The organism is Longispora fulva, assembly GCF_015751905.1.
Lineage (GTDB): Bacteria > Actinomycetota > Actinomycetes > Mycobacteriales > Micromonosporaceae > Longispora > Longispora fulva.
In genome coordinates this window covers 5,627,803-5,654,244 of the sequence record NZ_JADOUF010000001.1, presented here as the reverse complement: position 1 = coordinate 5,654,244, position 26,442 = coordinate 5,627,803, and the positions used below count along the sequence as shown (strand labels likewise).

Annotated in this window: 21 protein-coding genes; 10 read left to right on the top strand and 11 right to left on the bottom strand. The window is 72.2% G+C overall.

The window, feature by feature from the left end; all coding sequences use genetic code 11:
* Window positions 1–16 precede the first annotated feature (16 nt).
* From cysD to IW245_RS25485, 3 genes are all read left to right on the top strand, one after another.
* Window positions 17–940: a sulfate adenylyltransferase subunit CysD gene (gene cysD, locus IW245_RS25495; protein WP_197005691.1), complete on the top strand. Its 924-nt coding sequence runs from the start codon at window positions 17–19 to the stop codon at window positions 938–940.
* 1 nt (window position 941) lies between these two features.
* Window positions 942–2,186, top strand: coding sequence for a sulfate adenylyltransferase subunit CysN (gene cysN / locus IW245_RS25490; protein WP_197005690.1), 1,245 nt, complete (start codon window positions 942–944; stop codon window positions 2,184–2,186).
* An 82-nt stretch (window positions 2,187–2,268) separates the two neighbouring features.
* Window positions 2,269–3,096 (top strand): SCO6745 family protein, encoded by an 828-nt coding sequence (locus IW245_RS25485; RefSeq protein ID WP_443673915.1) that lies wholly within the window; start codon window positions 2,269–2,271, stop codon window positions 3,094–3,096.
* 72 nt (window positions 3,097–3,168) lie between these two features.
* Here the strand turns inward: IW245_RS25485 and IW245_RS25480 are convergent, their stop codons facing one another.
* Both IW245_RS25480 and IW245_RS25475 read right to left on the bottom strand, forming a co-directional pair.
* Window positions 3,169–4,080 carry a glycosyltransferase family 2 protein gene (locus IW245_RS25480; protein WP_197005689.1) on the bottom strand — a complete coding sequence of 304 codons (912 nt, stop codon included), beginning with the start codon at window positions 4,078–4,080 and terminating at the stop codon, window positions 3,169–3,171.
* A 3-nt stretch (window positions 4,081–4,083) separates the two neighbouring features.
* Window positions 4,084–4,989 carry a sulfotransferase gene (locus tag IW245_RS25475; protein ID WP_197005688.1) on the bottom strand — a complete coding sequence of 302 codons (906 nt, stop codon included), beginning with the start codon at window positions 4,987–4,989 and terminating at the stop codon, window positions 4,084–4,086.
* Window positions 4,990–5,070: 81 nt separating this feature from the next.
* Here IW245_RS25475 and IW245_RS25470 point away from each other — a divergent pair, with 81 nt between their 5' ends.
* The 3 genes from IW245_RS25470 to IW245_RS25460 are packed head-to-tail and all read left to right on the top strand — an operon-like array spanning window position 5,071 to window position 7,483.
* Window positions 5,071–5,796 (top strand): WecB/TagA/CpsF family glycosyltransferase, encoded by a 726-nt coding sequence (locus tag IW245_RS25470; RefSeq protein WP_197005687.1) that lies wholly within the window; start codon window positions 5,071–5,073, stop codon window positions 5,794–5,796.
* A 1-nt stretch (window position 5,797) separates the two neighbouring features.
* Complete coding sequence (locus IW245_RS25465; protein WP_197005686.1) at window positions 5,798–6,514, top strand: class I SAM-dependent methyltransferase; 717 nt, start codon at window positions 5,798–5,800, stop codon at window positions 6,512–6,514.
* 60 nt (window positions 6,515–6,574) lie between these two features.
* Complete coding sequence (locus tag IW245_RS25460) at window positions 6,575–7,483, top strand: DUF6183 family protein (protein ID WP_197005685.1); 909 nt, start codon at window positions 6,575–6,577, stop codon at window positions 7,481–7,483.
* A gap of 162 nt (window positions 7,484–7,645) precedes the next feature.
* Here IW245_RS25460 and IW245_RS25455 read toward each other — a convergent pair whose 3' ends face one another.
* The 6 genes from IW245_RS25455 to IW245_RS25430 are packed head-to-tail and all read right to left on the bottom strand — an operon-like array spanning window position 7,646 to window position 15,030.
* The gene (locus tag IW245_RS25455; protein WP_197005684.1) at window positions 7,646–8,782 is read right to left on the bottom strand and encodes a glycosyl hydrolase; all 1,137 of its coding nucleotides are present in this window, start codon (window positions 8,780–8,782) and stop codon (window positions 7,646–7,648) included.
* Between the two features lie 3 nt (window positions 8,783–8,785).
* Complete coding sequence (locus IW245_RS25450; RefSeq protein WP_231398931.1) at window positions 8,786–10,261, bottom strand: polysaccharide biosynthesis C-terminal domain-containing protein; 1,476 nt, start codon at window positions 10,259–10,261, stop codon at window positions 8,786–8,788.
* Window positions 10,258–11,127 carry a sulfotransferase domain-containing protein gene (locus IW245_RS25445; protein ID WP_197005683.1) on the bottom strand — a complete coding sequence of 290 codons (870 nt, stop codon included), beginning with the start codon at window positions 11,125–11,127 and terminating at the stop codon, window positions 10,258–10,260. The genes IW245_RS25450 and IW245_RS25445 overlap by 4 nt, the downstream gene beginning before the upstream one ends.
* Window positions 11,128–11,136: 9 nt before the next feature.
* Window positions 11,137–12,336 (bottom strand): phosphotransferase, encoded by a 1,200-nt coding sequence (locus tag IW245_RS25440; RefSeq protein ID WP_197005682.1) that lies wholly within the window; start codon window positions 12,334–12,336, stop codon window positions 11,137–11,139.
* On the bottom strand, window positions 12,323–13,669 hold the full coding sequence (locus IW245_RS25435; RefSeq protein WP_197005681.1) for a hypothetical protein: 1,347 nt from the start codon (window positions 13,667–13,669) through the stop codon (window positions 12,323–12,325). The genes IW245_RS25440 and IW245_RS25435 overlap by 14 nt, the downstream gene beginning before the upstream one ends.
* Window positions 13,666–15,030, bottom strand: a complete 1,365-nt coding sequence (locus tag IW245_RS25430; RefSeq protein WP_197005680.1) for a Wzz/FepE/Etk N-terminal domain-containing protein — start codon at window positions 15,028–15,030, stop codon at window positions 13,666–13,668. Before IW245_RS25430 ends, IW245_RS25435 begins: the two co-directional genes overlap by 4 nt.
* A gap of 210 nt (window positions 15,031–15,240) precedes the next feature.
* On the opposite strand from IW245_RS25430, the gene IW245_RS25425 reads away from it, so the two are divergent.
* The 3 genes from IW245_RS25425 (at window position 15,241) to cysC (ending at window position 19,315) form a co-directional block, all read left to right on the top strand.
* Entirely contained in the window at window positions 15,241–17,148 is a 1,908-nt protein-coding gene (locus IW245_RS25425; RefSeq protein ID WP_197005679.1) for a DNRLRE domain-containing protein, read from the top strand.
* Window positions 17,149–17,215: 67 nt separating this feature from the next.
* Complete coding sequence (locus tag IW245_RS25420) at window positions 17,216–17,686, top strand: DM13 domain-containing protein (protein ID WP_197005678.1); 471 nt, start codon at window positions 17,216–17,218, stop codon at window positions 17,684–17,686.
* A 111-nt stretch (window positions 17,687–17,797) separates the two neighbouring features.
* Window positions 17,798–19,315 (top strand): adenylyl-sulfate kinase, encoded by a 1,518-nt coding sequence (gene cysC, locus IW245_RS25415; RefSeq protein WP_197005677.1) that lies wholly within the window; start codon window positions 17,798–17,800, stop codon window positions 19,313–19,315.
* Between the two features lie 48 nt (window positions 19,316–19,363).
* On the opposite strand, the gene IW245_RS25410 is transcribed toward cysC, so the two are convergent.
* Window positions 19,364–21,718, bottom strand: coding sequence for a choice-of-anchor D domain-containing protein (locus IW245_RS25410; RefSeq protein ID WP_197005676.1), 2,355 nt, complete (start codon window positions 21,716–21,718; stop codon window positions 19,364–19,366).
* Window positions 21,719–21,925: 207 nt separating this feature from the next.
* Here IW245_RS25410 and IW245_RS25405 point away from each other — a divergent pair, with 207 nt between their 5' ends.
* Entirely contained in the window at window positions 21,926–22,075 is a 150-nt protein-coding gene (locus tag IW245_RS25405; protein WP_197005675.1) for a hypothetical protein, read from the top strand.
* A 4-nt stretch (window positions 22,076–22,079) separates the two neighbouring features.
* Here IW245_RS25405 and ppc read toward each other — a convergent pair whose 3' ends face one another.
* Window positions 22,080–24,752 carry a phosphoenolpyruvate carboxylase gene (ppc, locus tag IW245_RS25400; protein ID WP_197005674.1) on the bottom strand — a complete coding sequence of 891 codons (2,673 nt, stop codon included), beginning with the start codon at window positions 24,750–24,752 and terminating at the stop codon, window positions 22,080–22,082.
* Window positions 24,753–24,884: 132 nt separating this feature from the next.
* Window positions 24,885–26,357 carry a hypothetical protein gene (locus tag IW245_RS25395; protein ID WP_197005673.1) on the bottom strand — a complete coding sequence of 491 codons (1,473 nt, stop codon included), beginning with the start codon at window positions 26,355–26,357 and terminating at the stop codon, window positions 24,885–24,887.
* Window positions 26,358–26,442: the final 85 nt, after the last annotated feature.

Here is a 26,442-nt window from a genome sequence, read left to right as displayed (position 1 = left end):
CTATCGGAGCACATAAATGACCGAATTCCCTACCGCGCCAGTGGGTTATACGGTCACGCACCTCGACGCCCTCGAAGCAGAGGCGATCTTCGTGTTCCGCGAGGTGGTGGCCGAATCCGAGCGCCCGGTGCTGCTGTTCTCGGGCGGTAAGGACTCGATCGTCCTGCTCCGGCTCGCCGAGAAGGCGTTCGCCCCCGGGCGGATCCCGTTCCCGCTGCTGCACGTCGACACCGGGCACAACTTCGCCGAGGTGCTCGACTTCCGCGACCAGCGGGTCGAGGAGCTCGGCAGCCAGCTGCTCGTCGCCAGCGTGCAGGAGGCCATCGACACCGGCCTCGTGGTCGAGCCGCCGTCGGGGATGCGCAACCCGATCCAGACCCCGGTGCTGCTCGACGCCGTCGAGAAGTACCGGTTCGACGCGTTGTTCGGTGGCGCGCGCCGCGACGAGGAGAAGGCGCGGGCCAAGGAGCGGGTGTTCAGCTTCCGCGACGAGTTCGGCCAGTGGGACCCGAAGAACCAGCGCCCCGAGCTGTGGTCGCTGTACAACGCGCGGGTCCAGCAGGGCGAGTCGATCCGGGTGTTCCCGCTGTCCAACTGGACCGAGCTGGACGTCTGGCACTACATCGCCCGGGAGAACATCGAACTCCCGTCGATCTACTTCGCGCACGAACGCGAGGTCGTCGACCGCGACGGCATGCTGTACGCGGTGCACGACGTCCTCCCGGTGCGCGCCGGTGAGAAGCCGTTCAAGGAGCAGGTCCGCTACCGCACGGTCGGCGACGCGTCCTGCACGGCGGCCGTGAAGTCCGACGCCGACACCGTGGCCAAGGTGATCGACGAGGTCGCCTCCACTCGGATCACCGAGCGCGGCGCGACCCGGGGCGACGACCGGGTCAGCGAGGCAGCCATGGAGGACCGCAAGCGCGAGGGATATTTCTAAGATGGACATTCTGAGATTCGCCACAGCCGGGTCCGTGGACGACGGCAAGTCCACGCTGATCGGCCGGCTGCTGTACGACTCGAAGTCCATCTTCGAGGACCAGTTGGCGGCCGTCGAGGCCACCAGCGCCGCCCGGGGCGACGACTACACCGACCTGGCGCTGCTCACCGACGGCCTGCGCGCCGAGCGGGAGCAGGGCATCACGATCGACGTCGCCTACCGGTACTTCGCCACGCCCAAGCGCAAGTTCATCATCGCCGACACCCCGGGGCACATCCAGTACACCCGGAACATGGTCACCGGGGCGTCCACCGCCGACCTGGCGCTGATCCTGGTCGACGCGCGCAAGGGCCTCGTCGAGCAGTCGCGGCGGCACGCGTTCCTGTGCTCCCTGCTGCGCGTCCCGCACATGGTGCTGTGCGTCAACAAGATGGACCTGGTCGACTGGTCGGAGGAGCGGTTCGAGGAGATCCGGTCCGAGTTCCGGGCGTTCGCGACCAAGCTCGAGGTGCCGGACCTGTCCGTCATCCCGATCTCCGCGCTCAAGGGCGACAACATCGTCACCCGATCCACGAACATGCCGTGGTACGACGGCCCGGCGCTCCTGCACCACCTGGAGAACCTGCACATCGCGTCCGACCGCAACCTGGTCGACACCCGGTTCCCGGTGCAGTACGTGATCCGGCCGCAGTCCACCTCCGTCAGCGACTACCGGGGCTACGCCGGCCAGGTCGCCTCCGGGGTGCTCAAGCCCGGCGACGAGGTGACCGTGCTGCCGTCCGGCTTCACCTCGCGGATCGCGTCGATCGAGACCGCCGACGGGCCGGTCGCCGAGGCGTACCCGCCGATGTCGGTGACCGTCCGGCTCACCGACGAGATCGACATCTCCCGGGGCGACCTGATCTGCCGGCCCAACAACCAGCCGCAGGTGTCCCAGGACGTCGAGGCCATGGTGTGCTGGATGGACGAGACGGCACCACTGGTCCGGGGCAAGAAGTACGCGATCAAGCACACCACGCGGACCGCGCGGGCCATCGTGAAGGACCTGCACTACCGGCTCGACATCAACACGCTGCACCGGGACGAGACCGCGCCGTCGCTCGGGCTCAACGAGATCGGCCGGATCCGGCTGCGGACGACCGTGCCGCTGCTGTGCGACGAGTACCGGCGCAACCGGGTGACCGGCGGGTTCATCGTGATCGACGAGTCGACGAACCGGACAGTGGGCGCGGGGATCATCGTCTGAGGGGGAGGACCGACGCGCGCCGGGTCGGTCTTCTCCGTAACAAATGATGGTTTTGCTCTTCGCGGGGCACCATGATGGGGCGATGATCGCACGCCGGATGTGGACCCTGTTCGAGCCGCTGCACGCGGTGACGTACTTCGCGCCCGAGTGCAGGGCCGCCTTCGAGGAGGCCGGGCTGCGCGGCTTCTGGCGCGGCTACTTCGGTGGTCGGTCCGCGCCGCTCGGGGCGGTCGGGGCGGCGCCGGTGGCCGCGATGTTCTTCGGGTTCGCGCCCCGGATGGTGGAGCGGGCCCTGCCCGGCCTGTGGGAGCTGGCGGCGCCGGAGGTCGCGCTGCGGGCGCGGGCGGAAGGCGCGCGGGCCGCGCTGCTTCGGCTGCTGCCCGAGGCGGCCGGGGACCTCGCCGAGGCCGCCGGTCTGCTCCGGCAGGCGGCCGAGGCCGTCGACACCGCCGGCCGTCCCCTGGCCGCCGCCAACGCCGCGCTGCCCTGGCCCACCGACCCGCTCGACGTCGTGTGGCACGCCGCCACCGTGCTGCGCGAACACCGCGGCGACGGGCACGTGGCGGCGCTCGTGGTCGCCGGGCTCGACGGCTGCGAGAGCCTCGCGTGGCGGGCGGCGCTCGACAACGACCGCCGACTGTTGCAGCAGGCCAGGGGCTGGGCCGACGACGAATGGACCCTGGCGGAGGGCCGGCTGGTCGAGAAGGGCTGGCTCGACGCGGCGGGCAGGCCGACCGAGTTCGGCGAGGCGGCGTTCGCGCAGGTGGAGGCGCGCACGGATGTGATCGCCGACGACGTGTGGCGCGGGGTGGACACCGGGCGGCTGGTCGAACTGCTCGCCCCGCTGGCCGCCGTCGCCGCCGAGGCGCTGCCGTTCCCGAACCCGATCGGCCTGACGAAGCAGGCATGATCGCCGTCCGCGGAGCCGTCCGGCCGCGAACGACGACCGCCTAGGACGACGACCGGCTGGAACGATGACCGGCTAGATGCCGTGGCCGCGCTTGTGCAGCGCGGAGACCACCGATTCCACCGTGACGATCCGTGCCGACGCAGCCAGGGCGATCGCCGCGCGGGGCTCGCGCCACCGTTGGCGCAGAGCCGCGCGCGCCCAGCGGACCGACTGCTTGCGGTCGCCCTTCGCCGCGTACCAGCAGGCGAGCTGGCCGTAGACCCTGGCGGCGCCGGCCCGGCAGGTACCGATCTCCGGGTGCCGGTGCAGCATCCACCGCAGTGACGAGATCTTCGTGTCGTACTGCCGCGCGAACAGGGAACCCACCCCCCACGCCACCCGGACCAACGCCTGGTCCACGTGCACGATCGGGTGCCGGGCCGCTGCGCGCAGCAGCAGGTCCCAGTCCTCGTTCTGGCTGCCGGGCGCGTCCTCGGCGACCAGGCCCAGCCCGCCCATCAGCGCCGCCCGGCGGATCACGAACGTCGACGAGTGCAGCATCGACATCCGGGACTCCAGCAGGTCGGCGTGGCTGACCTCCGTCCGGCCGGCGAGCCGCTCGTTGACCTGGCCGTCGTAGGCCACCTCGATGGCGCAGGTGCCGAACTCGGCCAGCGGCTTGCGCCACAGCGCCATCGACTGCGTGACCATCTTGCCGGGCCGCCACTCGTCGTCGTCGTCGCAGAACGCGACGAGGTCGGTGTCGAGGGCCAGGATGCCGGTGTTGCGGGCCCCGGCCAGCCCGGGGGTGCGGTTGTTCGACAGGACCATGACCGGGCGGTCTCCGCCCCTGGCGACCATGAAGTCGGGCTCGGCCCGGTCGTAGACGACGATGACGCGCAGCTCGCCCGGGTACTCCTGGGCCACCACGGACGCGATGGCCGCCCGCAGCTGGTCGGGACGGCGGTGGGTGGGGATGACGACACCGATGGACGGCCAGTACATGGGTTATTGACTCCGGAGGTAGCCGTAGCGGCTGAGCAGGGGCCCGGCCAGGGCCCGGACGATCTGCCGCTGTCGGGGAGGAAGCGAGGTCCGCCAGGCCTCGTCGCGGCGGAGCGGCACCGGGCCCACGGTGAACCGCATCGGGTTCCCGGCGGCGCTGTGACAGGAGGTCAGCCGGGCGGAGTCGGTGGTCAGGAACTCCATCGGCCCAGGGTCCACGCCGACGAACCGGGCGAGCGAGCGGGTCACGGCCACCGGGTCGCGCATGAAGTTCTCGTACCGGACCCGGCGGGTGGGGACGCCGCGCCGCCGGAGTACCGCGAACGCCGCGTTGTGCGCGTTCCACAGCATCGCCGACCTCGTCGGGGTGTACCGGGTCATCGCGTCCCCGTCCGCCTCCGGCCGGGCGACCTCCTTGGTCCACGAGTACGCCACGCCCCGGGCGTCGCGGACCACGTGCAGGACCCGCAGGTCGACCTCGGGGGAGTACCGCAGACAGTAGGCGAGCGCGGCGTGCTTCGAGGAGTCGATGACGACCTCCGCGCCGCTGACCTCGGCCGCGGCCTGGTAGACCCGCCGGTAGTGCCAGGCGTAGTCGGACACGGCGTCCCCGCCGCGCACCGCGAGCCGCGGGATGTACCGGGTCCGCTCGACCGCGTCGCGCAGCTCCAACAGCCGGGGCACGTCGAGCCGGTGCCAGCCGCCGAACGCGCGGTCGCCCACCTCCTGCCAGAACTCGCACCGGGAGAACCGGGTCCCGCACCCGCACCGCTCGTCGTCGCGGACGTCGCGGTCCCACAGGTGCACCACCTCGCCGAGGGCGCAGACGCCCGGCAGTTGGCCGAGTACCCGCTCCAGGAGTGTCGTGCCGCTCCGGCCGAGTGCGCCGATGAAAATTACGCGAACCACTCATACCCTCCTGTACCAGCCCGATCGTTATAACGAGCGAGCATTACGGAGAGAACGGGGCTCAGAGCTTTGGCAGCAAAAGTGACAGTCGGCGACATCGCCTTCGACGCGCTCACGGAGGAGGAGGTGATCGCCCACGTCAGAGCGGCACTCGACCGGGGCGAGGGCGGCCGGATCCTCACCCCCAACGTCGACATCACCCTGCGCGCCGCCGAGGCCCGCGGCTTCCTCGACGACGCCAGCCTTGTCGTCGCCGACGGCATGCCCCTGCTCTGGGCGGCCAGACTCGCCGGCACCCCGCTGCCCGAACGGGTCGCCGGCTCCAGCCTGATCTGGACCCTGTCCCGGGGTGCCGGCCTCGACGGCCGCTCCGCGTTCCTGATCGGCGGCACCCCGGGCACCTCGGCCGGCCCGACCCTGGCGGCCGGCTGCCCGGGGCTGCGGATCGCCGGACACGTCAGCCCGCCGTTCGGCTTCGAACACACCGACTTCTACGCCGAGCTGTGTGCCAGGGTGAGAGAGGCGAAACCCGACATCGTGTACGTCGGCCTCGGCTTCCCCAAACAGGAGCACGTCATCGACCGGCTACGCCCCGAACTGCCCGGAGCCTGGTTCGTCGGCTGCGGCGCCTCCGTGCAGTTCGTGGCCGGCGAACTCCGCCGCGCGCCCCGCTGGATGCAACGCTCCGGTCTGGAATGGACCCACCGGCTGCTGAGCGAGCCGCGGCGGCTCGCCGGCCGGTACCTGATGCATGATCTGCCCTTCGCAATTCGCCTTCTGAGCTCCGCTGTGAGGAACCGTGCCTGAGATGCTGACCTTCGACCGACCCACCGACGCCTGCGCCGCGCTGCAAACGCGGGTGGACGAGCTGCTCGGCGAGCACCTCGGGTCCCGGGCCCTGGAGGCCGGCGCGGGCAAACGCACCCGCCTGTCCCTGCCCCCGGACACCTACGTCGTCGGCGTCGACACCGACCCGGACGCGTTGGCGTGGAACACCCGGCTCGACGAGCGCGTGCTGTGCGACCTGATGGAGTACAACCCACCATTCGGTACGTTCGACCTGATCACCTGCTGGTACGTCCTCGAGCACGTGGACCGGCCGGAGCTGCTGATCGAACGGTTCGCCAACTGGCTGCGCCCCGGCGGCCTCATGGTGTTGGCCGTCCCGCACCTGGGCAGCCCCAAGTCGCTGGTCACCAAGTGGACGCCGCACAGCTTCCACGTGTGGTTCCGCCGCAAGGTGGCCGGCTCCGCGAACGCCGGCAAGCCCGGGTTCGGGCCGTACCCGACGACGCTGCGCCGGGCGATCGCGCCGCGCAATCTCGCGCGCCGGGCGGTCGACCTGGGGCTGACTGTGGCCTTCGAGGGATACTTCGAGGACAGCAAACAGCGGAAGCTTCGCCAGATCCTGCGGTTGAAGGGGGTCGGGTGGCGGGCGGCCCGGGGCCTGACCCGGGTGGCCAGCCTGGGCCAGCTCGACGCGCTGCGCACCGAGTACCTGGTCGTCCTCCAGAAGGAGGGCTGACCCCGGCCGGTGTCGGTGCGGGGCACCGCGTGCCGTCCGGGCCGGCATAGGCTCAGGTGTATGGCGGATCGGATCACGGACATCGTTGCGGCACTACCGGGTGTGACCGGCGACAAGTGGCAGGCTCGCCAGGTGGCGGCCCTGCTCGCCTCCAGCCGGTCCCTGCCGGAGTTGGCTGCCGTCTTCGACCTCGGATCGCCGCTGTCCGGCGTTTCGGAGGAACTCCGAACGTGCCTCGCCCACGAACTGGCGCTGAGAGGCGTTCACGTCGCGGCGACACCGGGCCTCGCGGGCTGGGCGACGTCCGCCCACCACCACCCGCTGGGCTGGCTCCCACTCTCCCTGGTACGGATCGAGAACGAGCCCAACCTGGCGACCTACAGCGCGACGGGACACGGTTGCACGGTGCTGTCCGGGCCGTCGGGGACCACGCCGGTGCCGCAGAACTCCGCGGCCCTGGTCCCCACCCTGACGGAGACCACGACGCCGGCCACGGCGGAGACGATCGCCGCCGCCGTGGACAACTGGGTCAACCAGTCCAACGGCAGCGTGGAAGCAAGGGTCTTCAGCGCCTCCGAACCCCTCGTGACCGACGGTGTCCCGAAGACCCTGACCGCGCTGGACCTCGAGTGCCTGCGCGGCCCCCGTGCCCCGCTGACGGTTTCGCAGTGCCCGCCGGACCAGGCCTGGCGGATACTCTTCGATGCGGCGGCCAACGGTGGAGCGTACAACCTGGGCGAGCACGGAGCCTACGGCCGCCTGGCGGCGTGGCGGTCGCTGGCCGGACTGTCGGGGGCCGTCCCCTCGTCGTCGTTCGCGGAGGTCGAAGCGCGGGTGGCTGCCTGCCAGTGGTACCACTTCGAGGCGAACACGACGTGGTTCCACCATGTGGCCTGGGACATCGGGTTCGCGTGCCTCTCACCCGACGGCCGACGGCTGGCGATCCTGGCGGCTACGGACACCGACTGACCATTGGGGAACGTTGCCGCGACGTCAGGCCACGCCGACGCGGCCGGCGACTCGCGGAGGCCGGGCAGACGGTTGCCCTGGGGGCGCCCGGACCACACCTACATCGCCCAGGACGCCGCCAGCGGCTGGGATTTGTGGCGGGTCAACGAGGACTGAATCCTCTCAACGCCACCGCGAGGACGAGGACGAGGGCGCGGACGACGGCGAGGGTGAGGGCGAGGGCGAGGGCGAGGGCGAGGGCGAGGGCGGGAGTGAGAGCGATGGCGACGGCGACGGTGGGTCCGACGGTTCCGTCCGGGACGTCGGCCGCTGCCGGGACCGGGAGGCCGACGGCGAAGGGGACGGGTGCCGGGGCCGGTGGAAGTGGTCCTGGACGGCCATCGACCTGAACGCCGCGAGCGTCGGCGGGTCGAAGGCGTACTGGTGCGCGCGGTCGTTGCCGTCCGGGTCCGAGTTGAAGTAGCTCACCGCCTTGATTCTGGGCGTGCCCTCGAACAGCCGCGCCGCGTCCAGCATCCATGAGGCGCGTTGCTCGGGGGCGAACTTGCGGGAGACCCCGTACTCGCCGATGATCACTGGCTTCGGGCGGGTGGCCGCCCAGGTCAGGAACGGGGCCGCGACCTCGGACAGCGGCTTGAGGGTCGCCGACGTGTACGCGTCCACGCACGTCCAGTCGACCGACTCGTCGCCCGGGTAGAACGATCCGGCGTCGCCGCGTTGGAAGCCCTCGGCGGTGGGGCACCACACCCAGGACACGTTCGCGGCTCCGGCGGTGGCGAACACCGCGCGGACGTGTCGCCATGCCGCGATGTAGTCCTCGGGGGACCAGATCTGGGCGCGCAGGTTCGGGCGGTCCATCTCCCAGCGGTACCGGAGAAGGATCGGCTTTTTCAGGTTCTTCACCCGCTCGGCCTGGGCGGTGATCTCCGGATCGAGGCGGCCGGACGTCACCATCCGGGTGTCCGCGCCGGCCCAGGAGACCATCAGGGTCGCGCCGGCCTTCACGAACGCCCTGTCGGCCGGGTCGATGAGGTCGTCCGTCCACTTGTGGTAGACGTGCACGATGTCGAGCGGGCGGCCCAGGTCCTTCTCCAGGGCGCTGACGGCCTCCGTGCGGCCCAGATCCGTGTAGTCGACGGGGCGGACCCACGCGCCGACCAGCGCGCCCCGGTCGGGGAGGGTGACCGGGCCGGAGGGCTGCAGAGCCGCCGGCACCAGGTCCGGGGTTCCGGGCTCGTCCGGGGGTGCTGCCGTGCAGCCGGCCAACAGGAGCACGGTGGCGAGGAGCAGGCGGCGCATCGGTCACACCTTCCGGCGCAGGGAGCGGATGAGGCCACGGAGCCGCGCGACGGAGCCGGTCGGCAGGGCCAGGGGGCGGCGCAGGCGCCAGCAGCCGAGGCCGTAGAGGGTGCCGCCGGCGCCGAGGGCCACGGCGAGACCGGGCAGGCCCCTGCCGAACAGAGCGACCGATCCGACGGGTACCGCCCCGAAGCACGTCGACGTCAGCAGCCCCGCCCACAGCGTGCCCCGCCCGAACGGGTGCAGGCCGAGTCCCCAGCCCAGCTGCGCGAGCGGCACCAGGTTGTTGGTCAGCACGGCCGCCGCGAGCCCGCAGGCCGCGCCGAGCGCCCCGAACCGGGGGATCAGCACGAGGTCCACGCCGATGTTGACGCCGAGGGCCGCCAGGACGTTGAGGAGGTTCCAGCTGGTCCGGCCGGCCATCGCGAGCACGGAGTCGACCATGCCGCAGCCGGAGCCGACCATCATGGCCCCGGCGAGGATGACGACGACCCCACCGGCCGCCCGGTACTGCGGCCCGAACAGGTGCAGGTACAACGGGGCGAACACGGCCGCCAGCAGGTAGACCGGCCAGGACAGCAGGATCACCCAGCCGGTGGCCGACTGGTAGAGGGCGCGGGCGGCCGGCCGGTCCCCGGCCGCGAGAAGTTCCGCGAGTTGGGGCTGCACGCTGTAGGCGAGGGCCTGGTTGGCGAGCTGGCCGACGATGACGAACCGGCCGGCGACGGCGTAGTAGGCGGCCTGGGTGAAGCTGACCAGGGCGGCGAGCAGTATGACGTCGACGCGTTGCAGGGCCTGCTGGGCGACGCTGGCCAGGGCGCGGGGCGCGGTGAACCGCCAGAACGGCCCGGCGATCGGGTCACTCGGCCCGGTCGGGGGCAGTGTCGGCAGCGCCCGCCAGGCCAGGAAGAACACCGGCAGATACGCCCACGCCCACGCCACCGTGAACACCCCCGGCGACCCGCCCGCCAGCCACACCGCGAGCCCTAACGCGCCGAGCTGCAACGTCGGCCGCAGCAGCTTGTCGTAGAGCACCGTTGGGCGGGGTTTGCGGAAGCCACGGGTCGCGGCGAGCAGCGCGTCGGTGAGCGCGGCCAGGGGAAGGAAGACGACGAGGGGGCCGAGTCTGCCGGTGGCCCACAGCCCCGCCGCGATGAGCACAGCGGCGACGGCGACGGGGCTCAGCGCCGCGCGCAACATGGGGCGGAGCAGGTGCGGGCGGTCGCGGAGCCGGGCCGGCCAGTAGACGAGGCCGGTGGGGGTGCCGAGCTTCGCGACGGTGACGGCGACCGTGAACGCCGCAGTGGACGCGAAGAACCGTCCGGCGTCGGCGGGGGCCAGGCCGCGCGCGACGAGCCAGGTGACGCCGAAGCCGGCGAGGCCCGCGTAGCCGGCGCCGGCCAGGTTGAGGACGCCGCCCCGGGCCACCCGACCGAGGTCGGCGCGGTCTGAGGCGGTGCGCTGTTGGAGAACCGTCATCGTCGCCAGGAGGGCGTCCAGCCGAGCCACCGGGCGAGGCGTTCGTCGTGGGGCGCGAAGTACGCGTCGAGCGCCTCGCGCACCGACTCCGGCATCGTGGACCTGGGCCGCGCGTTGTGCTGCTCGAACGGCGGGTCGCCGAGCCACGGCAGGCCGAGGAAGCCCAGCAGGTCGGCGAACACCGGCTGCGGGGTGGTGAAGAAGTCGTGGCTGTCGACGACGTGGATGCGGTCCCGGCCGAAGATGTCGGCGAGCCGTTCGAGGTATTCGACGTACCGGCCGCGGGCCAGGTAGCCGTGGTGCTGGTGGGAGAAGGAGTAGTACGTCGGGTCGGTGCGCAGCCGCTCCGCCTCGCCGGACAGCCGGGACGGCTCGAGGTCCACGGCCTCGGTGAACTCCTCGATGTGTTCGAAGCCGCGGGCCAGCTCGTGCGCGTGCTGGGAGTAGGCGCGCTCGACCGGGTCGCGGACCAGGACGACGAGCTTCACGTCGGGCAGGTCGCGGGCGATCCGTTCGGCGGCGTGCGGGTGGTACATGTAGTACGGGCTGGACTCGAACGTCTGGACCGGCACCTGGACCCGGGACTCGACGCGTCGGGCGCTGACCCGGAGCGGGAAGTGGCCCCGGTACCAGGAGAATCCCTGGTGGTAGGACGTGTCGAAGTAGTGCACGCCCTTGTGCAGCACCGCCTTGAGGATGGCCGGGTGCCCGGCGAGCGCCCGGTACAGCGACGTCGTGCCGCACCGCTGCCCCCCGCACAGCAGGAACGACGGCAGCAGTCGGGCGTTCGCGGTGGCCCGGCCGAGTGACCGGGAGCCGAAGTGCACCAACTGTTTGACTTTCTCTGGGACCTTGTGTGAGTCCACGACCCTCTCCTATAGGTGAGAAACCCGGCGGACCAACGCCGGCAGTAGCCAGGTGCCCAGCACCCCGAGTCGGGCACCGGCCTCCGCCTGGCGATCGGTCAGGTACCGGGTGGCGAGGTCCACGAGGTAGAGCAGCACGGTGATCCGGGCGGCGGCGGCCCCGACCCCGAACGGGGCGAGCAGCGCCGGCGCGTTGTCGATCACCTGGTCGACGGCCGTGGCGGGTTCCCGGCCGGCGGTGACGATGGCGGCCTGCAGGGCGTAGTGCGCGCCGTCGAAGCCGACGGGCACCCCGGTGCAGAACCGTTCCCAGTCCCAGACCAGCAGCGTGTCGTGCACGGCGGCCATGTTCCACGGGGTCCAGTCGCCGTGCCACGCGCCGAAGGACAGCTGGGCGCTGCCGGCGCGTTTGAGGAGTTCGGCGGCGGCGCGTTCGAGGACCCGGCCGTCGTCGGAGACCTTGACCGTGGCGAGCCGGGTGGTGAGCCGGCCCCGGTACTCGCTCTGCGACAGCCGGCACCGGGTCACCCCGAACGCCTCGGCCAGCTCCCGCATCGCGGGGTTCAGCCGGGCGCGGACCGCGGCCCGGGGCCGCCAGATCGGCAGGGCGGACTGGACGAGCACCTCGTGGCCGCGCCAGCCGCCGGCGTGCAGCACGGACGGCGTGGTGATCAGTTGCAGCCCGGCGCAGGACAGGGACTCCAGCGCGTTGGTTTCGGCGCGGACCAGCCGGCGGGTCAGCTCGTTGACGCCGAGCTTGACGAATCCGACCGTGGTGCCGCCGGGGGCGAGCAGTTGCAGGACCGGCTTGCGGTTGGCCCTGGCCGGTCCGATGTGCACGCTGATCCGGACCTGCTGGCCGAGCGCCTCGCACAGGTGCGCGTCGATGCCGCCGGACTCGCGCACCGTGACCCGGTCGCGGAGCAGCAGTCCGGAGGCCCCGGTGCGCAGCGCGGCGACGACGGCGTCCCGCTTGAACCGGGCGAGCCGGGAGGTGGGTTCGGCGTACCTGCGCACGGCGGCCGCGGCGAGCCTGCGGTCGTTGGCGGGTACCAGGAGCCGTGGCCGGCGCGCGTCGGGCACCACGAGGTACTCGATCCCGGCCCCCTCACCCGTCGGGTACAGCAGCCCGAGCACCTCGGTGAGGTACGCGGCCCGCAGCGAGGAGTCCGAGGCGGTCAGTGCCGCCGGCGCGTTATTCGTGGGCATGGGTGTTCCTCCACAGCAGCGCGTAGGCCAGCAGCTGGAACGCCAGTGGTGTGACCAGCGCGTTGTACCAGAACATCGCCGAGAAGCTGACGACGTGACAGGCCGAGCAGACGAGCCCGATCGCGGTACGGTCCCGGCGGAACCGCCAGATGCCGTAGCCGAAGAAGCCGAAGTAGGCGAGGGTGCCGATGATCCCGTGCGCGTACAGGGTCTGCCAGAGCTGACCGTTGCCGCCCAGGGTGAAGTTGCCGCACCGCTCGCAGTCCGAGGTGCTGCCGACCGCGATCGAGTTGCGCCCGCCCGAGGTGTTGCGGGTCGAGCCGAAGCCGATCAGCGGGGACTCGGGCAGTCCTCGGAGCGCTTCGACGGTGACGTACATCCGGACGTCGTTGGACTTGCCGTGCTCGACCCGGGCGTTGACCAGGGTGCCGAGCGGGCTGGCGGCGAGCAGCACCGCGACGACGGCCGTGGTGGCGGCGAGCCCGAACAGCGGCCACATCCGGCCCTGGGCGGCGAGCCGGGCGGCCAGGTAGAGGGCCAGCATGCCGAGGCCGATCCACAGGCCCCGGTTGAGCGAGTAGACGACCGGCAGCACCGACACGACCAGCAGCACGGCGGCCAGCCAGCGGCGTCTCGTGGCGAAGGCCCAGATCACGAAGAAGCCGACCAGCAGGCAGTAGTTGTTGCCCCAGGTGTTCGTGTAGCCCCACGGGGCGGCCGGCCGGGGGATGTCCATCCCGCCGAACACGTCCATCACCTGCGCGGCCGCCGGGTGCACCAGGGACTTGATGAAGCCCATGCTGCGCAGCTTGTGCGGGAGCAGCATCTCCACCGGGGAGTTGAACTCCCAGTGCCCGGCGAACACGCCGAGCAGTCCGCCGCCGACGGTGACGACGAACAGCCAGCCGAGCAGCGCCACGATCCGCCGCTGCGGCAGCACGGCCCGGGGCAGGTTGCCGACGTAGAGCATCAGCACGGTCAGCGACGCGTACTCGATCACCCGGAAGCCCACCCCGGGCAGCCGGCCGACGAAGCCGCCCGGCAGGGTGCCGGCCGGCTGGTAGCCGAGCGCGATGACGCTGCCCAGGACCGCGAGCAGGAAGAGCAACCACAGACCGAATCCGGGGGGTACCTGGATGGGCCGGTTCCGCAGCAGCCACCAGCCCATCGGCAGCGCCATCATCGGGAAGATCAGGACGCCGAGGCCGAGCGCCCACCACAGCGGGTAGAGGGCGAGGATCCCGACCAGGGGCCAGGCCGGGGGCAGGGGGAGCCAGCGGGGCGCCCTGGGGCGCACCAGCGGCGGGGAGGGTGGGGCGGTCGTGAGCGTCATGTCAACTGCGGCTGCGGCTCGACCGGTTCCGGCTGCGCTGGCCGGGTGGCCTGGGCCCGCAGGCGCGGGGTCAGCACCCCGCCGAGCAGGGCGGTGTCCACCCGGCGCAGCTGGTCGGCGGCGTCGAGGACCTGGGCGTGGGTACATCGGCGGGCCTCGACGGCCATGATCGCCGCGTCGCACAGGCTGGCGAGGCTCTGGGCGTCGGCGCTGGCGGCCGTGGACGGGGCCTCGATGATGACGTAGTCGGCCCGGGCGCGCAGCTTGTCCAGGGTCCGGCGGACGGACTCGACCTGCAGCTGCCCGGTCGCGTCCTGCGCGTGCTGGGTGAGCAGGGAGACGTTGTTGCCGGCGTGCGCGAACGCCCCGGCCAGGTTGGCCGCGACCAGGGTGGCCGCCGAACCCGGGGCGGCCCCGGTCACCACGATCAGCCGGTGCTCCCCGCACGCGATCTCGTTGCGCAGCCGGGCGAAGGCGCGCCCGCTCTCCGTGCCCGGGTCGTACCGGTCGTCGATCTCGGCGAGTTCGGCGAGCAGCGGCACGCCGGCCCGCCGGGGCAGGTCGATCCCGCGCCGGACCCGGCGGTCGAAGCGTTCCCGGCCGAGGGCGATGCCGATCCCGATCACGAGTCCGGCGAGCGCTCCGCTGCCGAGGTTGAGCGGCACGCTGGGCTTGATGGCCTGGTGTGGCAGGTCGGCGTCGCTGATGATCTTGCCGCCGTTGACCGTGGTCGTGGCGAGCTGGTTCAACCGGGAGGTCAGCGTGTTGAGCTGGTTGGACAGGTTGGACCGCCGGCTCTCGACCTCCGGCTGGGCCCGGTCCAGGGTGGTCGGCAGGCTCGCCAGGTCGGCGTTCACCTGCTTGATCTTGCGGTCCAGCGTGCCGGCCTGCCCGGTCAGGTCGGCCTTCGCGCTCTCGTTGCGGTTGGCGAGGTAGGCCTCGGCGAACGCGTGCGCGCCGGCCTGCGCGGCGCGCGGCGAATGCTCGGAGTACGTGATGACCAGCACCGACGTGTTCGGCGGCACGGCGACCGACACCCGGTGGGCGAGCTGCGGCGCGGTCTTCGCGCTGCGCATCAGCTTCCCGGCGTCGGTGGCCACGGCCGTGGACTTCACGAGTTGGGCCTCGGTGTCCAGGTTGATGTCGCCCTTGGTCCGGCCGCCGGTCACGTTCGTGTCGGTGACGCCGGTGGGCTGGACGAGAACGGAGGCCGAGGACTCGTACAGCTTGTGCTGGGTCATGGTGAACGCCGTGGCCCCGGCGAACCCGAGAGCCGCGGCCAGCACGGCCACCCACCAGCTCCTGCGGAGGGCGCTGAGGTAGTCGGAGAGGTCGTACGTGGCCGGCCGAGACACGTCCATGGGGATGCGGGGACCTTTCGCATCGTTACAATCGAGGACAAATTATGAAAAAAGTACTATAGAACAAATCCGGCCTCCCTCCGATGTGCGGCAATGCGCACAGGCCGACTAAACGGCCAACGACCGGCGGGGGGTCGAGGGTGCGCGGCGAGTTGCGGTTTTTCACCCCCTCGTGTCGCGAAAAACTGTAAATATGCACGTATGAGATGCGTGGACCGTCGAGTCGCCCTCGTCACCACCGTGCTCTGCCTGGGCGGTGGACTGGCCGCCTGCACGAGTTCGCCCGTGACGCCCGACGTTCTGGTCCGGGTGGCCGCCGACGCGTACCTGCGCAACGGCCGCACCCCGGCCGTCGCCCGTGACCCCGAGCTGGCCGCCGGCCGGTCCGGCGCCGAGGCGATGGTGTCCTACCTGCGCTTCCAGGTCAGCGAGGTGCCCCGCGGCACCGGCCGGCTGCGCAGCACGCTGACCCTGACCCCGCTGCCCGGGGCGAAGCCGGGCCTGGTCGAGCTGGTCTCGGTGCCGGACACCGGCTGGAGCGAGCGCACCCTGGCCAGCCGGGCGCCGCAGGTCGGCCGGGTGCTCGGCACCAGCACGGTCACCGCGTCGGCCACCACCCTGACCTTCGACGTGAGCCGGGTGGTGCAGTCCACCGGCAAGTACGCCTTCGCCCTGACCAGCCCCGATCGGTTGCAGCGGTTCCGCAGCTCGGAGGCGCCCTCCGGCGCGCCGACCCTGCGGCTGACCCGGGAGGACCCGCGCACCGGCCGGTGGCAGGATCCGGCGTCGCCGGCGCCCGCCGAGGACCCGGGCACCACGCCGCCGCCCCCTGGGAGCCCCTCGCCGAGCGTCGAACCCAGCCCCGATCCGGGCTCCGCCTCCGACCCGGTGCCGCCGCCGCTGCCCCCGGCCGATCCGGTGCCCGTGCCGTCCGATCCCGTGCCGACCCCGCCGTCCGGCGGGGAACCCAGCCCGGTCCCGCCGCAGCCGAGCCCGCCGGCCCCCCAGCCGGTGCCGTCGACGCCCGGCCAGCAGCTCCCGTCCCCGACGCCGCCGGCGCCCACCGCCGTCCCGCCGGACCCGACGGTGCCCAGCCCGACCGTGCCCAGCCCGGCGGTGCCGAGCCCGCCCGCCGTCAGCCCGATCCCGACCGCCGTGCCCTCCGAGGACCCGGAGGAGCCGCCGGCCGCGCCCTGCGTCGTCGGCCCGAAGCTCGTCCCCACCTGCGGCATCCTCACCGGCGTCGCCCCGGCCGCACACACCAGCCAGCCCCGGGACCAGGCGCTCCGCGAGTTCGAGGCGACCGCAGGCCGGGGGCAGCAGATCTTCCACCACTACCACCGGGGCGAGGAGCTGTTCCCGACCCCGTGGGAGGTGGCGCTGGCCCGCGAACCCGGCCACGAGCGGCTGCTGTTCCTGAACTGGAAGCCCCTGATGCGCTGGGACCGGGTCGCCGCCGGGGACTACGACCGGGTGATCGACCGGCTCGCCGCGCACATCACGTCCACCTACACCGACCCGTTCTACCTGACCGTGCACCACGAGCCGGAGAACGACGTGATCGCCGGCGCGGGCTCGGGCATGACGGCCCGGGACTACGCCGCGATGTACCGGCACGTCGTGGAGCGGTTGCGTGCCAAGGGAGTGACGAACGCGGTCACGGTGATGTGCTACATGTCCTACGTGCCGTGGAATGTCCAGCCGTGGTTCGGTGAGCTCTACCCGGGCGACGACGTGGTCGACTGGGTCAGCTGGGACGTGTACGCCTACAGCGACGGCGGCTTCGGCTACGGCGACTTCGTGGAGATGGTCAACCGCACCTCGGTCGGCAAGGCCTGGCCGGGCATCTACTCGTGGGCGGCGCGGACCTTCCCGGACAAGCCGCTGATGGTCGCCGAGTGGGGCGTGTGGCAGTCGGGCGGGAACCCGGGCCACAAGCCGTGGTTCTTCGCGACCACCGCCGACCAGATGGCGCTGTTCCCCCGGGTCAAGGCCCTGGTGTACTTCGACTCGCCGAACGCCGAGGGCCGCGACTCACGGATCGACGCGACCCCGCAGGCGGCGGCGGCGTTCCGGGACCTGATGAGCAACCGGATGTTCGACGTCCGACTGAGGTAGCCGCCCGGTGGGGCCGGTAACCGGCTCGTAAGGTGCGGATCGGCCCGGAGCGGGCAGGCTGAGGGGCATGCGGAAGAAACTTGTCCTCGTCGGCCTCGCGCTCGCGGTGGCCGTCGCCTTCGGACTGTTCTGGTTCCAGCCGTGGAAGCTGGTCGTCGACCGGACGGTGCACGAGACCCTGCCGGCGGCGGCGCCCACGATCGCCGACACCGTCGTGCGCCACGGGAGCTTCGTCAGCCACGAGCACGCGACGGCCGGATCCGCCGAACTGGTCCGGCTCGCCGACGGCCGGCACGTGCTCGCCCTGCGTGACCTGGACACGAGCAACGGCCCCGACCTGCGGGTCTGGATCACCGACCAGGCGGCGACGGTGACGGACCTCGATGCCTCGCGCCATGTCGAGCTGGGCCGACTCAAGGGCAACAAGGGCAGTCAGGTGTACGACATCCCGCCCGGCACCGACCTGGATCTCTACAAGAGTGTGACGATCTGGTGTAAAAGGTTCAGTGCCTCGTTCGGGGCCGCCGATCTGACGTAACAGTGACAGCCCTGGGTGGCGGCTCGACCTCTTCTTGACAGGCTGGGAGACTGTCAGGGCCGCAGGCCCCATGTGGCCCGCAGGGGCGACGGGCCAAGGGAGGGGGCTGTCATGAACGGCTGGGTTCTGCCAGACGAAGTACTACGGGGCGCACCGACGTACACGCCCCGACCACGGGAACTCGCCGATCTGGAACTACTGCTCAGCGGGGCGTACGCCCCGCTGACGGGCTTTCTGAGCCGGGCCGACCTGGTGGCGGTGACCCGGCGTGGACGCCTCGCCGACGGCACCCCCTGGTCGGCGCCGGTCACCCTGGAGGTGCCGGTCGAGCTCACGGGGAAGCTCGACCTGACCAACCCGATGCGTCGGGTCCTGGTCCTCACCGACACCGAGGCCGCGCCGGCCGCCGCCCTGGACGTCACGGAGACCTGGGAGGCCAGGGCCGGCTCGGTGTACATCTCCGGGCAGCTCCGCCGGCTCGGCGAGGGTCCGCGCGGCGCGTTCAAGAAGCTCCGGATGGGCCCGGCGGAGGTCCGCGACGTGCTGCCGTCGGGGCGGGTGCTCGGGGTGATCGCCGACCGGCCGCTGCACCGGCCGCAGCTGGCCCAGCTCGCGCACGCCGCCCGTACGATCGCCGGCCACGTGCTGATCATCGTCCCGGTCGGCGGCCCCGGTCCGGACGGCCTGCCGCCCGAGGCGCTGGTCCGGTCCGTCCTCGCCGCCCGCGACCGGCTGCCGGCGGCCACCATCGTCGCCGTGCCGCTGAGCCGGACCGGGGACGACGTGCGTGACGCCCTGCTGCACAGCCGGGTCGCCGCGGCCTACGGGGTGACGCACCTGCTGTCGGGTGCGGCCACCATCACGGCCGGCGGGCTGCGCGTGGTGCTGCCCCGTGAGCTGGCCTACGACGCCAGGGACGGCCAGTGGCGCTCCCGGGACGACGTGCCCCCGCACACCCGCCGGCTCGCGCTCACCAACCGGGAGATCGCCGACCTGCAGGACCGGGGCGTGACCCTGCCCGAGTGGCACACCCCGCCGGCAGTGGCCCGCGAGCTGCGCCGGTCCCGGCCGCCGCGCCGGGAGCGGGGCCTGGTCGTGCTGTTCACGGGGCTGTCCGGGGCCGGCAAGTCCACGATCGCCCGGGGCGTGCACGAGGCGCTGTTGGAGGGCGGGGACCGCAACGCGAGCCTGCTCGACGGCGACGTCGTCCGCCGGCTGCTGTCGTCCGGGCTGGGCTTCTCCCGGGCCGACCGGGATCTGAACATCACCCGGATCGGGTTCGTGGCCGCCGAGGTCGCCCGGCACGGCGGGCTGGCGCTGTGCTGCCCGATCGCGCCGTACGCGCACGGGCGGTCCGAGGCCCGCAAGCTCGCGCACGAGGCCGGGGCCGGCTTCATCCTGGTGCACATCGCCACCCCGTTGGAGGTGTGCGAACACCGCGACCGCAAGGGGCTGTACGCGAAGGCCCGCGCGGGCGAGATCACCAACATGACGGGCGTGCACGACCCGTACGAGATCCCCACGGACGCGGAGTTGACGCTGGACACCGCCGGCACGGTGGACGAGGCGGTGGCGACGGTCCTGGAGTATCTGACGGCCGAGGGCTGGCTGGAGCCCACGCATCGCTGACCGACGACGGCGACGCCGCACCTCCCCTCGGAGGTGCGGCGTCGTTCGTCAGCCGTGCCGGGTCGACGGCGGGTAGCTGAGGAGCAGGTAGGTCTGCCGGTAGCCGGTCGTGCTGGAGTAGTAGGCCCCGACCGCGTCGACGACCAGGTCGGTCCGGCCGGCCAGGTTGTACACGTTGAACATCAGGTCGCCGCCATAGCCGATCTTGAAGCCGACGCCGGTGACCACGGCGTTGGCCACGACCTGCCCGGCGGTCGGGTTGAGGTTGCTGACCCCCGGCCGGTCCACCTCGGGATACGTCGACGGCCACACGGTCAGGAACGTGTTCGAGGTGGGCGCCACGGCCGTGACGTTGAGCCCCACCGCGACCGCGCCCGGGAACACGGCCCCGTCGGCGGCGACCGGGACCGAGGAGTCCGGGCCGATCGAACCGTGCAGGCCTGGTCCGGTGTAGTCCGGCCGGGTGTCGGTGATCCGGGTCGGCCTGACCGGCTGGAAGCGCAGTCCGCTCGTCACGCCGTTGTCGACGTAGAACCCGACCACGTCGACCACGAGGTGGGTGTCCGTCGTCGTGTGCACGCCGATCGACGGCAGGCCGGTCCCGACGCCGCAGTCGGTGCAGTTCGCGGTGGGCACGATCGCCATGTTCGGCACGTTCCGGCCGGCCGTGTAGTTGAGCGTCGAGGCGTTCGGGCGCGGGCCCTGCCCGTCCCAGGTGGTCAGGAAGCCCGACCCGCGCGGGTCGACCGCGGTGACGTTGACCGCCAGGGCCCGGATGTGCGGGTTGACGTTCGCCCCGAAGTCGACCGGCACCTTGGCGTAGTGGCCGGCCGGCAGCGGGTCGCCCCAGGCGCTGCGGGTGTCCAGCAGCCGCTGCGGCACGATCGGCTCGTACTGGGCGCCGACGGCCGGGCCACCGTCCGGCCCCGCGTAGCCCTTCGCGTAGTAGCCGACCACGTCGACGACCACGTGGGTGGATCCGGCGTGGCTGTACAGGTCGACCTGGCCGTTGGCGCCCACGCCGACCGTGACGGAGTTCGCCCCGGTCCAGCCGGGCACGTGGTTCAGCGACGACGCCACGGGACGCGGCAGGCCGGAGGGGTACACCGTGATGAACCCCGCGGCGGTCGGCTCGGTGACGGTCACGTTGAGCACCACGGCCGACACCCCGGCGGCCGGCACGCCGCCCCGGCCGTTGACCTGCAGATGGACGGTCTCGCCGCCGCCGACCGTCCGCCTGGGCGCGCCGTTGCCCTCCCGGGTGTCGAGGATCCGGTTGGGCGTCAGCGGGTAGTAGCTGCCCCGGGCGCCGATGTCCGCGCCCAGCCGCACCTCGTAGCGCGGGGTCAGGCTGTCGTTCGGAATGAACAGCGTCCGATCCTGGTACGGAGCCTCGAGACCGTGTGCCGTCACCTGGATCGTGCAGGCGCCCCCGACCGGGAGCGTGGTCCCCGAGCAGGTGTCGGCCGTGATGGTGAACCACCCCGGGGCCACGCCGTCGATCGACGCCTTGCCCATCCGGGTCGGCTGGATGCCGTAGGACTGCACCGTCACGGTCTGCACGACGTCGGCATGCCCCGCCTCGACCGGCCCGAACGACCCCAGGTACGTCGGCGCGACCTCGCGCGGGTCCAGGCCGACCAGGCTCACCTGGACGACCTTGCGGCCACCGGCCGTGTTGTCGGCGACGAACAGTTGGGTGTACTGGTACCCCCGCTGGGTCGGGTGCGGCGTCAGGGTCACGGCGCACGTCTCCCCGTACGCCAACGTCGCACCGGAGCAGGTGTTGCCGGTGACGGTGAACAGCGTTGGGTCCCCGAACGTCACCGCGCCGAACGTGGTCGGCTCGGTGCCCTTCGCCGTGAGGGTGATCGCCTGCGGCGGCCCGTCCATCCCGGCGTACATCTTACCGAAGTACTTGGCCCACTTCTCGGTCGTCGCGGCGGTGTAGCCGACGCTGGAGTTCCACCGCAGCTCACCGGTCACGCGCTGCTGGGGTTGCTCCGCAAAGCAGTCGACGGCGTAGGTGGCGGCGAACGCGGTGATCTTCTGCGCGCCGTCGCGGACCACCTCCCGGATCAGGACGGACCCAGGGCCGGAGCAGACGGCGGAGCCCGGCTGGACGTGCAGGCTGGCGTGCGTCGCGTCCGGGTCGTTCTGGGTCGGATACCGGGTACCGGCCACCCACGTCGAGCCGGTCGGCGGCATCAGGGCCGCCCGCCACGTGTAGCCCACGGTGGCGGCGTTGTCGCGCGCGCGCAGTTCCACGACATCATTCGCGCTGGTGTAACTGCCGGTGAAGGTGCCGTTGTTGCTGTCGTACAGCTGCGATCCGCCGAGGTCGTGGACGTTGTTGCTGTCGCCGGCGTCGATGGAGAACGCGGTGTAGGGAGCGGTCGGCACCGGGGCCGCGCTGGCCGTTCCGGGCGGAATGACCGCTGTGACAAGGAATGCGACGGCGCCGATCAAGACGCCACGACGAACGCGCAACGAAACCCCCGAATGTTGCTGACTACCGAAACGAGCACAGGAATCTAACATCGTCGACGGTTGTCGCGCTTCCCGCGAACAGGCCGGACCGGCCCCGGCCGTCCGTGGCACCCTGAACGGATGTGGGACCAGAACGCCGACGAGGAGCCACCCCGGAGTCCGAGGTGGCTCGCCCTCGTCTGGGTGCTCGTCGCGGTCGGCCTGGCCGGGGCCTGCTGCTACGGGGTCCGGGTGATCGCCGAGCTGGCCCTGCTGCCCACGCCGCAGTAGCGGTTCACCCGGTGTTGCGCAGCCCCGCCGCGATGCCGTTGATCGTGGTCAGCAGGGCCCGTTCCAGCAGCGGGTCGGGCTTCTGCCGGTGCCGCTTGAGCAGCGCGACCTGCAGGTGGTGCAACGGCTCCAGGTAGGTGTCGCGGACCACCAGGGTGCGGCGCAACGTCGGCTGGTTCTCCAGCAGCTCCGACTCGCCGGTGATCGCGAGCACCTCGCGGACCGTGGAGGCGTGCTCGGCCACGATCTGGTCGTAGAACCGGTGCAGGTGCGCCGGGACCAGCTCTGTCACGTAGCGCCTGGTGATCGCCAGGTCCGTCTTCGCCAGGGTCATCTCCACATTGGAGAGGTAGGTCCGGAAGAAGTCCCACCGCTCGTACATCTCGGCGAGGGAGTCGCCCAGCCCCGCCTCGCGCGCGGCAGCCAGCCCGGAGCCCACGCCGTACCAGCCGGGGACGATCTGGCGGGACTGGGTCCAGCCGAACACCCACGGGATGGCCCGCAGCCCGCCGAGCCCGGCGCCGGCGTCGGGCCGCTTGGCCGGCCGGGAGCCGATGTTCAGCGCGCCGAGCAGTTCGGTGGGGCTGGCCGCCCAGTAGTACGCGGGCAGCTCCGGGTCGTTGACCAAGCCCTGATAGGTGGTGAACGCGCGACCGGAGACCACGTCCATCGCCGAGTTCCACGACTCCAGCGACGCCGACGGCTGCCGGGGGGAGGTGTGAAGCACCGAGGCCTCCAGGACGGCGGCCAGCGACAGCTCCAGGTTCTCCCTGGCCAGGGCCGGCAGGGTGTACTTGTCCGAGATCACCTCGCCCTGCTCGGTCACCTTGATCGCCCCGTCGAGCGTGCCGTACGGCTGGGCCAGGATCGCCTCCCGCGTCGGCCCGCCGCCCCGCCCGACCGTGCCGCCCCGGCCGTGGAACAGCCGCAGCCGCACCCCGTGCTTGGCCGCGACGTCGCGCAGCGAGCGCTGGGCCTGGTGGATGGCCCACTGCGACGTCGTGATGCCGGCCTCCTTGTTCGAGTCGGAGTAGCCCAGCATCACCTCCTGCACGTCGCCGACCAGGTTCCGGTACGGCGCGACGCTGAGCAGCGCGTCCAGGATCTCCCCGCCCGCCGACAGCTCGGCCGGCGTCTCCAGCAGCGGCACGAACCCGATGCCGGTCAGCCCCGCCTCGCGGGCCAGCACGACGGCGGCGAGCACGTCGTCGATGCCCTGGGTCATGGACACGATGTAGGACTCGATGATGTCCGGGCCGAACAGGTCCCTGGCCGCGCGGATCGCCCGGAACACGCCGAGGGTCTTCGTGCCGGCCGCGTTGAGCGGGGTGTCCGGGGTGGACAGCGGGCGGCGGGAGGACAGCTCGCCGATCAGCAGCTCCGTGCGCTGCTCGCGGCTGAGGGTCTTGTAGTCCACCTCGCCGACGTGCGCGTAGAGCTGCGCCAGCACGCCGTGGTGGGCGTCGGCGTGCTCCCGCACGTCGAGGGTCGCCAGCCGCAGCCCGAACGCCGCGACGACCCGGATCAGGGAACTGAGCCGGCCGGTGGCCGCGAGGTGCCCGCCGTTGCGGTCCAGCGAGTCGCGGATCAGCTCCAGGTCCGTGATCAGCTGGTCGGCGCCCAGGTAGTCGTGGCCCGGCCGGTGCGCAGCCCCGGCGGCGAGCCGTTCGCGGGTGTTGGCCAGCTTGAGCTTGATGCACCGGATCTTCAGCCGGTACGGCTCCTCGGCGTTCACCCGGCGGACCCGCTCCGGCAGCTCGGGCAGCCGGTCGAGGTCGGTGGCGACGCTGGCGGCCAGGTCGAGGCTGACCGGGCGGAGCCGTCGCGACACGCTCAACTCGTTGAGCAGCGCGTCCATCGCCTTCTCCGCCGCCCGGATGCCGTACTCGTGCTGCAACAACAGGACGTCCCGCGTCACCTGCGGGGTCACGTACGGATTGCCGTCGCGGTCCCCGCCGATCCACGAGCCGAACGTCAGCGGGCGCGCGGTCGGGGCCAGCTCGACGCCCAGCCCCGACAGGGTGCCGGCCAGGTCGGTGAGCACCTGGGGGGCGGCCTCCGCGTACAGGTCGGCCAGGTAGTACACGGCGTTGCGGGCCTCGTCGGTCGGGTCAGGGCGGGACAGCCGCAGCTCGTCGGTCTGCCAGAGCAGGTCGATCTGCTCGGCGAGCCGCTCGTCGGCGTCGGAGGCGAAGCCCTGCGCGAGCTGCGCGGCCTCGGCGTCGAGGATGTCGGCCACGGCGCGCAGCTTGGTCAGGATCGACCGGCGGGCCGCCTCGGTCGGGTGCGCGGTGAACACCGGCCGCACGGCGAGCCGCTCGGAGGCCCGGGCGATCTCGGACCGGGGCACGTTCTTCGCCGTGATCGCGCGGGCGACCTGCTCCAGCCAGCCGCCCTCCGCGGCCCGGCGACGGCGCAGCTCGCGGCCCCGGTGGGTTTGCTCGGCGATGTTGGCCAGGTGGAAGTACGTCGCGAACGCCCGGCTCAGCTGGATGCCGGTCGCCACGTCGAGCGCCTCGAGCCGGGCGGCTGCCGCGTCGGCGTCGGAGCGGACCAGGGCCCGGACGTCCTCGACCAGATCCAGCAGCGCCGGCCCCTCCTGCCGGACCAGGGCCTGGCCGAGCAGAGTGCCCAGCCGGCGGACGTCGGCGCGGAGTTCGGCGTCTTCTTCGAGCACGGACGGCTCCTTCCCTCGGGCGCGCTGGCGCGGCGAGGTTCCGGTGGGTGGGGCCCCTGACCGCACTGTCCGGGAATGCCCTCACCCTATCGGGAGGTGCGGGCCCCGATCTCCGTGTCGTGCGTCTCTTACTTACCGGTCACCTTTCTTGCCGAGCACCGCCGTGGCGGCGAGCAGGCCGAGGACGCCGACCCCCGCGTAGGCCACCAGGCCGGTGACGGCCCGGCCGGGGCCCTTGGCGGCGAAGTAGACGACGGAGCGGGCCAGGTCGGTGCCGAGGCCGGGGAGTACCCAGTTGTGCAGGCTCCGGAAGAACGACGGCAGCAGCTCCGGGGCGTAGATGCCGCCGGAGCCCGGGTTGCCGAGGATCACGAACAGCAGGATCGCGACCCCGGTGCCGGCCATCCCCAGCCACCCCGACAGCGCCGACGCGGCCGCCGCCGCCGCGAACACGACCAGCGCCCCCACGACGCTCAGCCCGAGCAGATGGTCCGGCCAGATGTCCAGGATGTGCGTGGTGATCAGGGCCCCGATGAAGCCGGCCAGCGCAGCGAAGCCGGCCAGCGCCGCCAGCCTCAGGGTCGCCCGTTCGAAGTTGCGCGGCACGGTGCCCGTCGACAGGGCCAGCACGGTCGCGGCCAGGTAGCCGCCGACGATCCAACCCACCACCAGGTAGAACGGGGCCAGGCCGTGCGGGTCCTCGGCGTCGAGCGGGGCGATGTCGGTGACCGTGACGGGTACGCTCGCCGCGTCCAGCGCCGTCGTCAGTACCCCCGTGATCACCTGGACCGCCGACGCGCTCGCCGCGGTGGCCACGGTCAGCGCCGCCCCGGTCGCCGGCGCCGGCTGGTCGGCCTTCGGCGGCTCGGTGGCGTCGGAGGTGAACGTGAGGACCGCGTAGACCCGGCGCTTCTGCAGCGCCGACGTCGCCGCCGCGGCGTCCGGGTACTCCACGGCCTTGAGCGTGTCGCCCGCCTCCCGCAGCCGCGACAGCACGGACGCCGCCGTCGCGTCGCCCTTGACGACCCCGACCGGGACGTCCTTCGGGGTGGGGTTGTGCAGCGCGCCGACGTAGGAGCCGATGAACAGGCCGGTGAGCAGCAGGACCCCGGTGAGTAGGAGCAGGGAGCGGAAGAACCAGCTGCGCCACCAGCGGTCGTTGACCGGCTCGGGGATGAACCACAGCGCCTGCCAGATCCGGTGCCGGGGGGCGGCGTGCTTGCCGCGCTTCGCGCCGTTGCGGTGGGAGCCGCCGGCGTCGGCCGGAGTCTCGGCGGAAGCCCCTGTCGGGGCGTCCTGGGCGGGGTCGCCGCCGGCGAAGTGCGATCCGCTGGCGGTGTGCGGACCGGTGCCGGTCGCGCCGTCCTGCGGTCCGGCCTCGGCGGGGAAGCCCGCGGCAGCGGCCATCGCACCGCCGGCCTCCTGGCCCTCGCCCGGATCCTTCGTGCCGCCCGCGGGGTCGACCTTCTCCCCGGTGGGCCAGCAGTCGGTGGCGACGGACGGCAGTTCGGCGTCGGCCGGCCCGGCCTCGGCCCCGCCAGCGCCGGAGGCAGCGGCCGGCTCCTCGGCGGGACCCGGGTTCCCCTTGGGGCTTTTGTCGCTCATTTCGCCACCTCCACCCCGATAGCCTATGGGCTGACATATCGGTTAAGAGGAATAACACGCAGCTGGCCCCGTTTCATGATCGCCG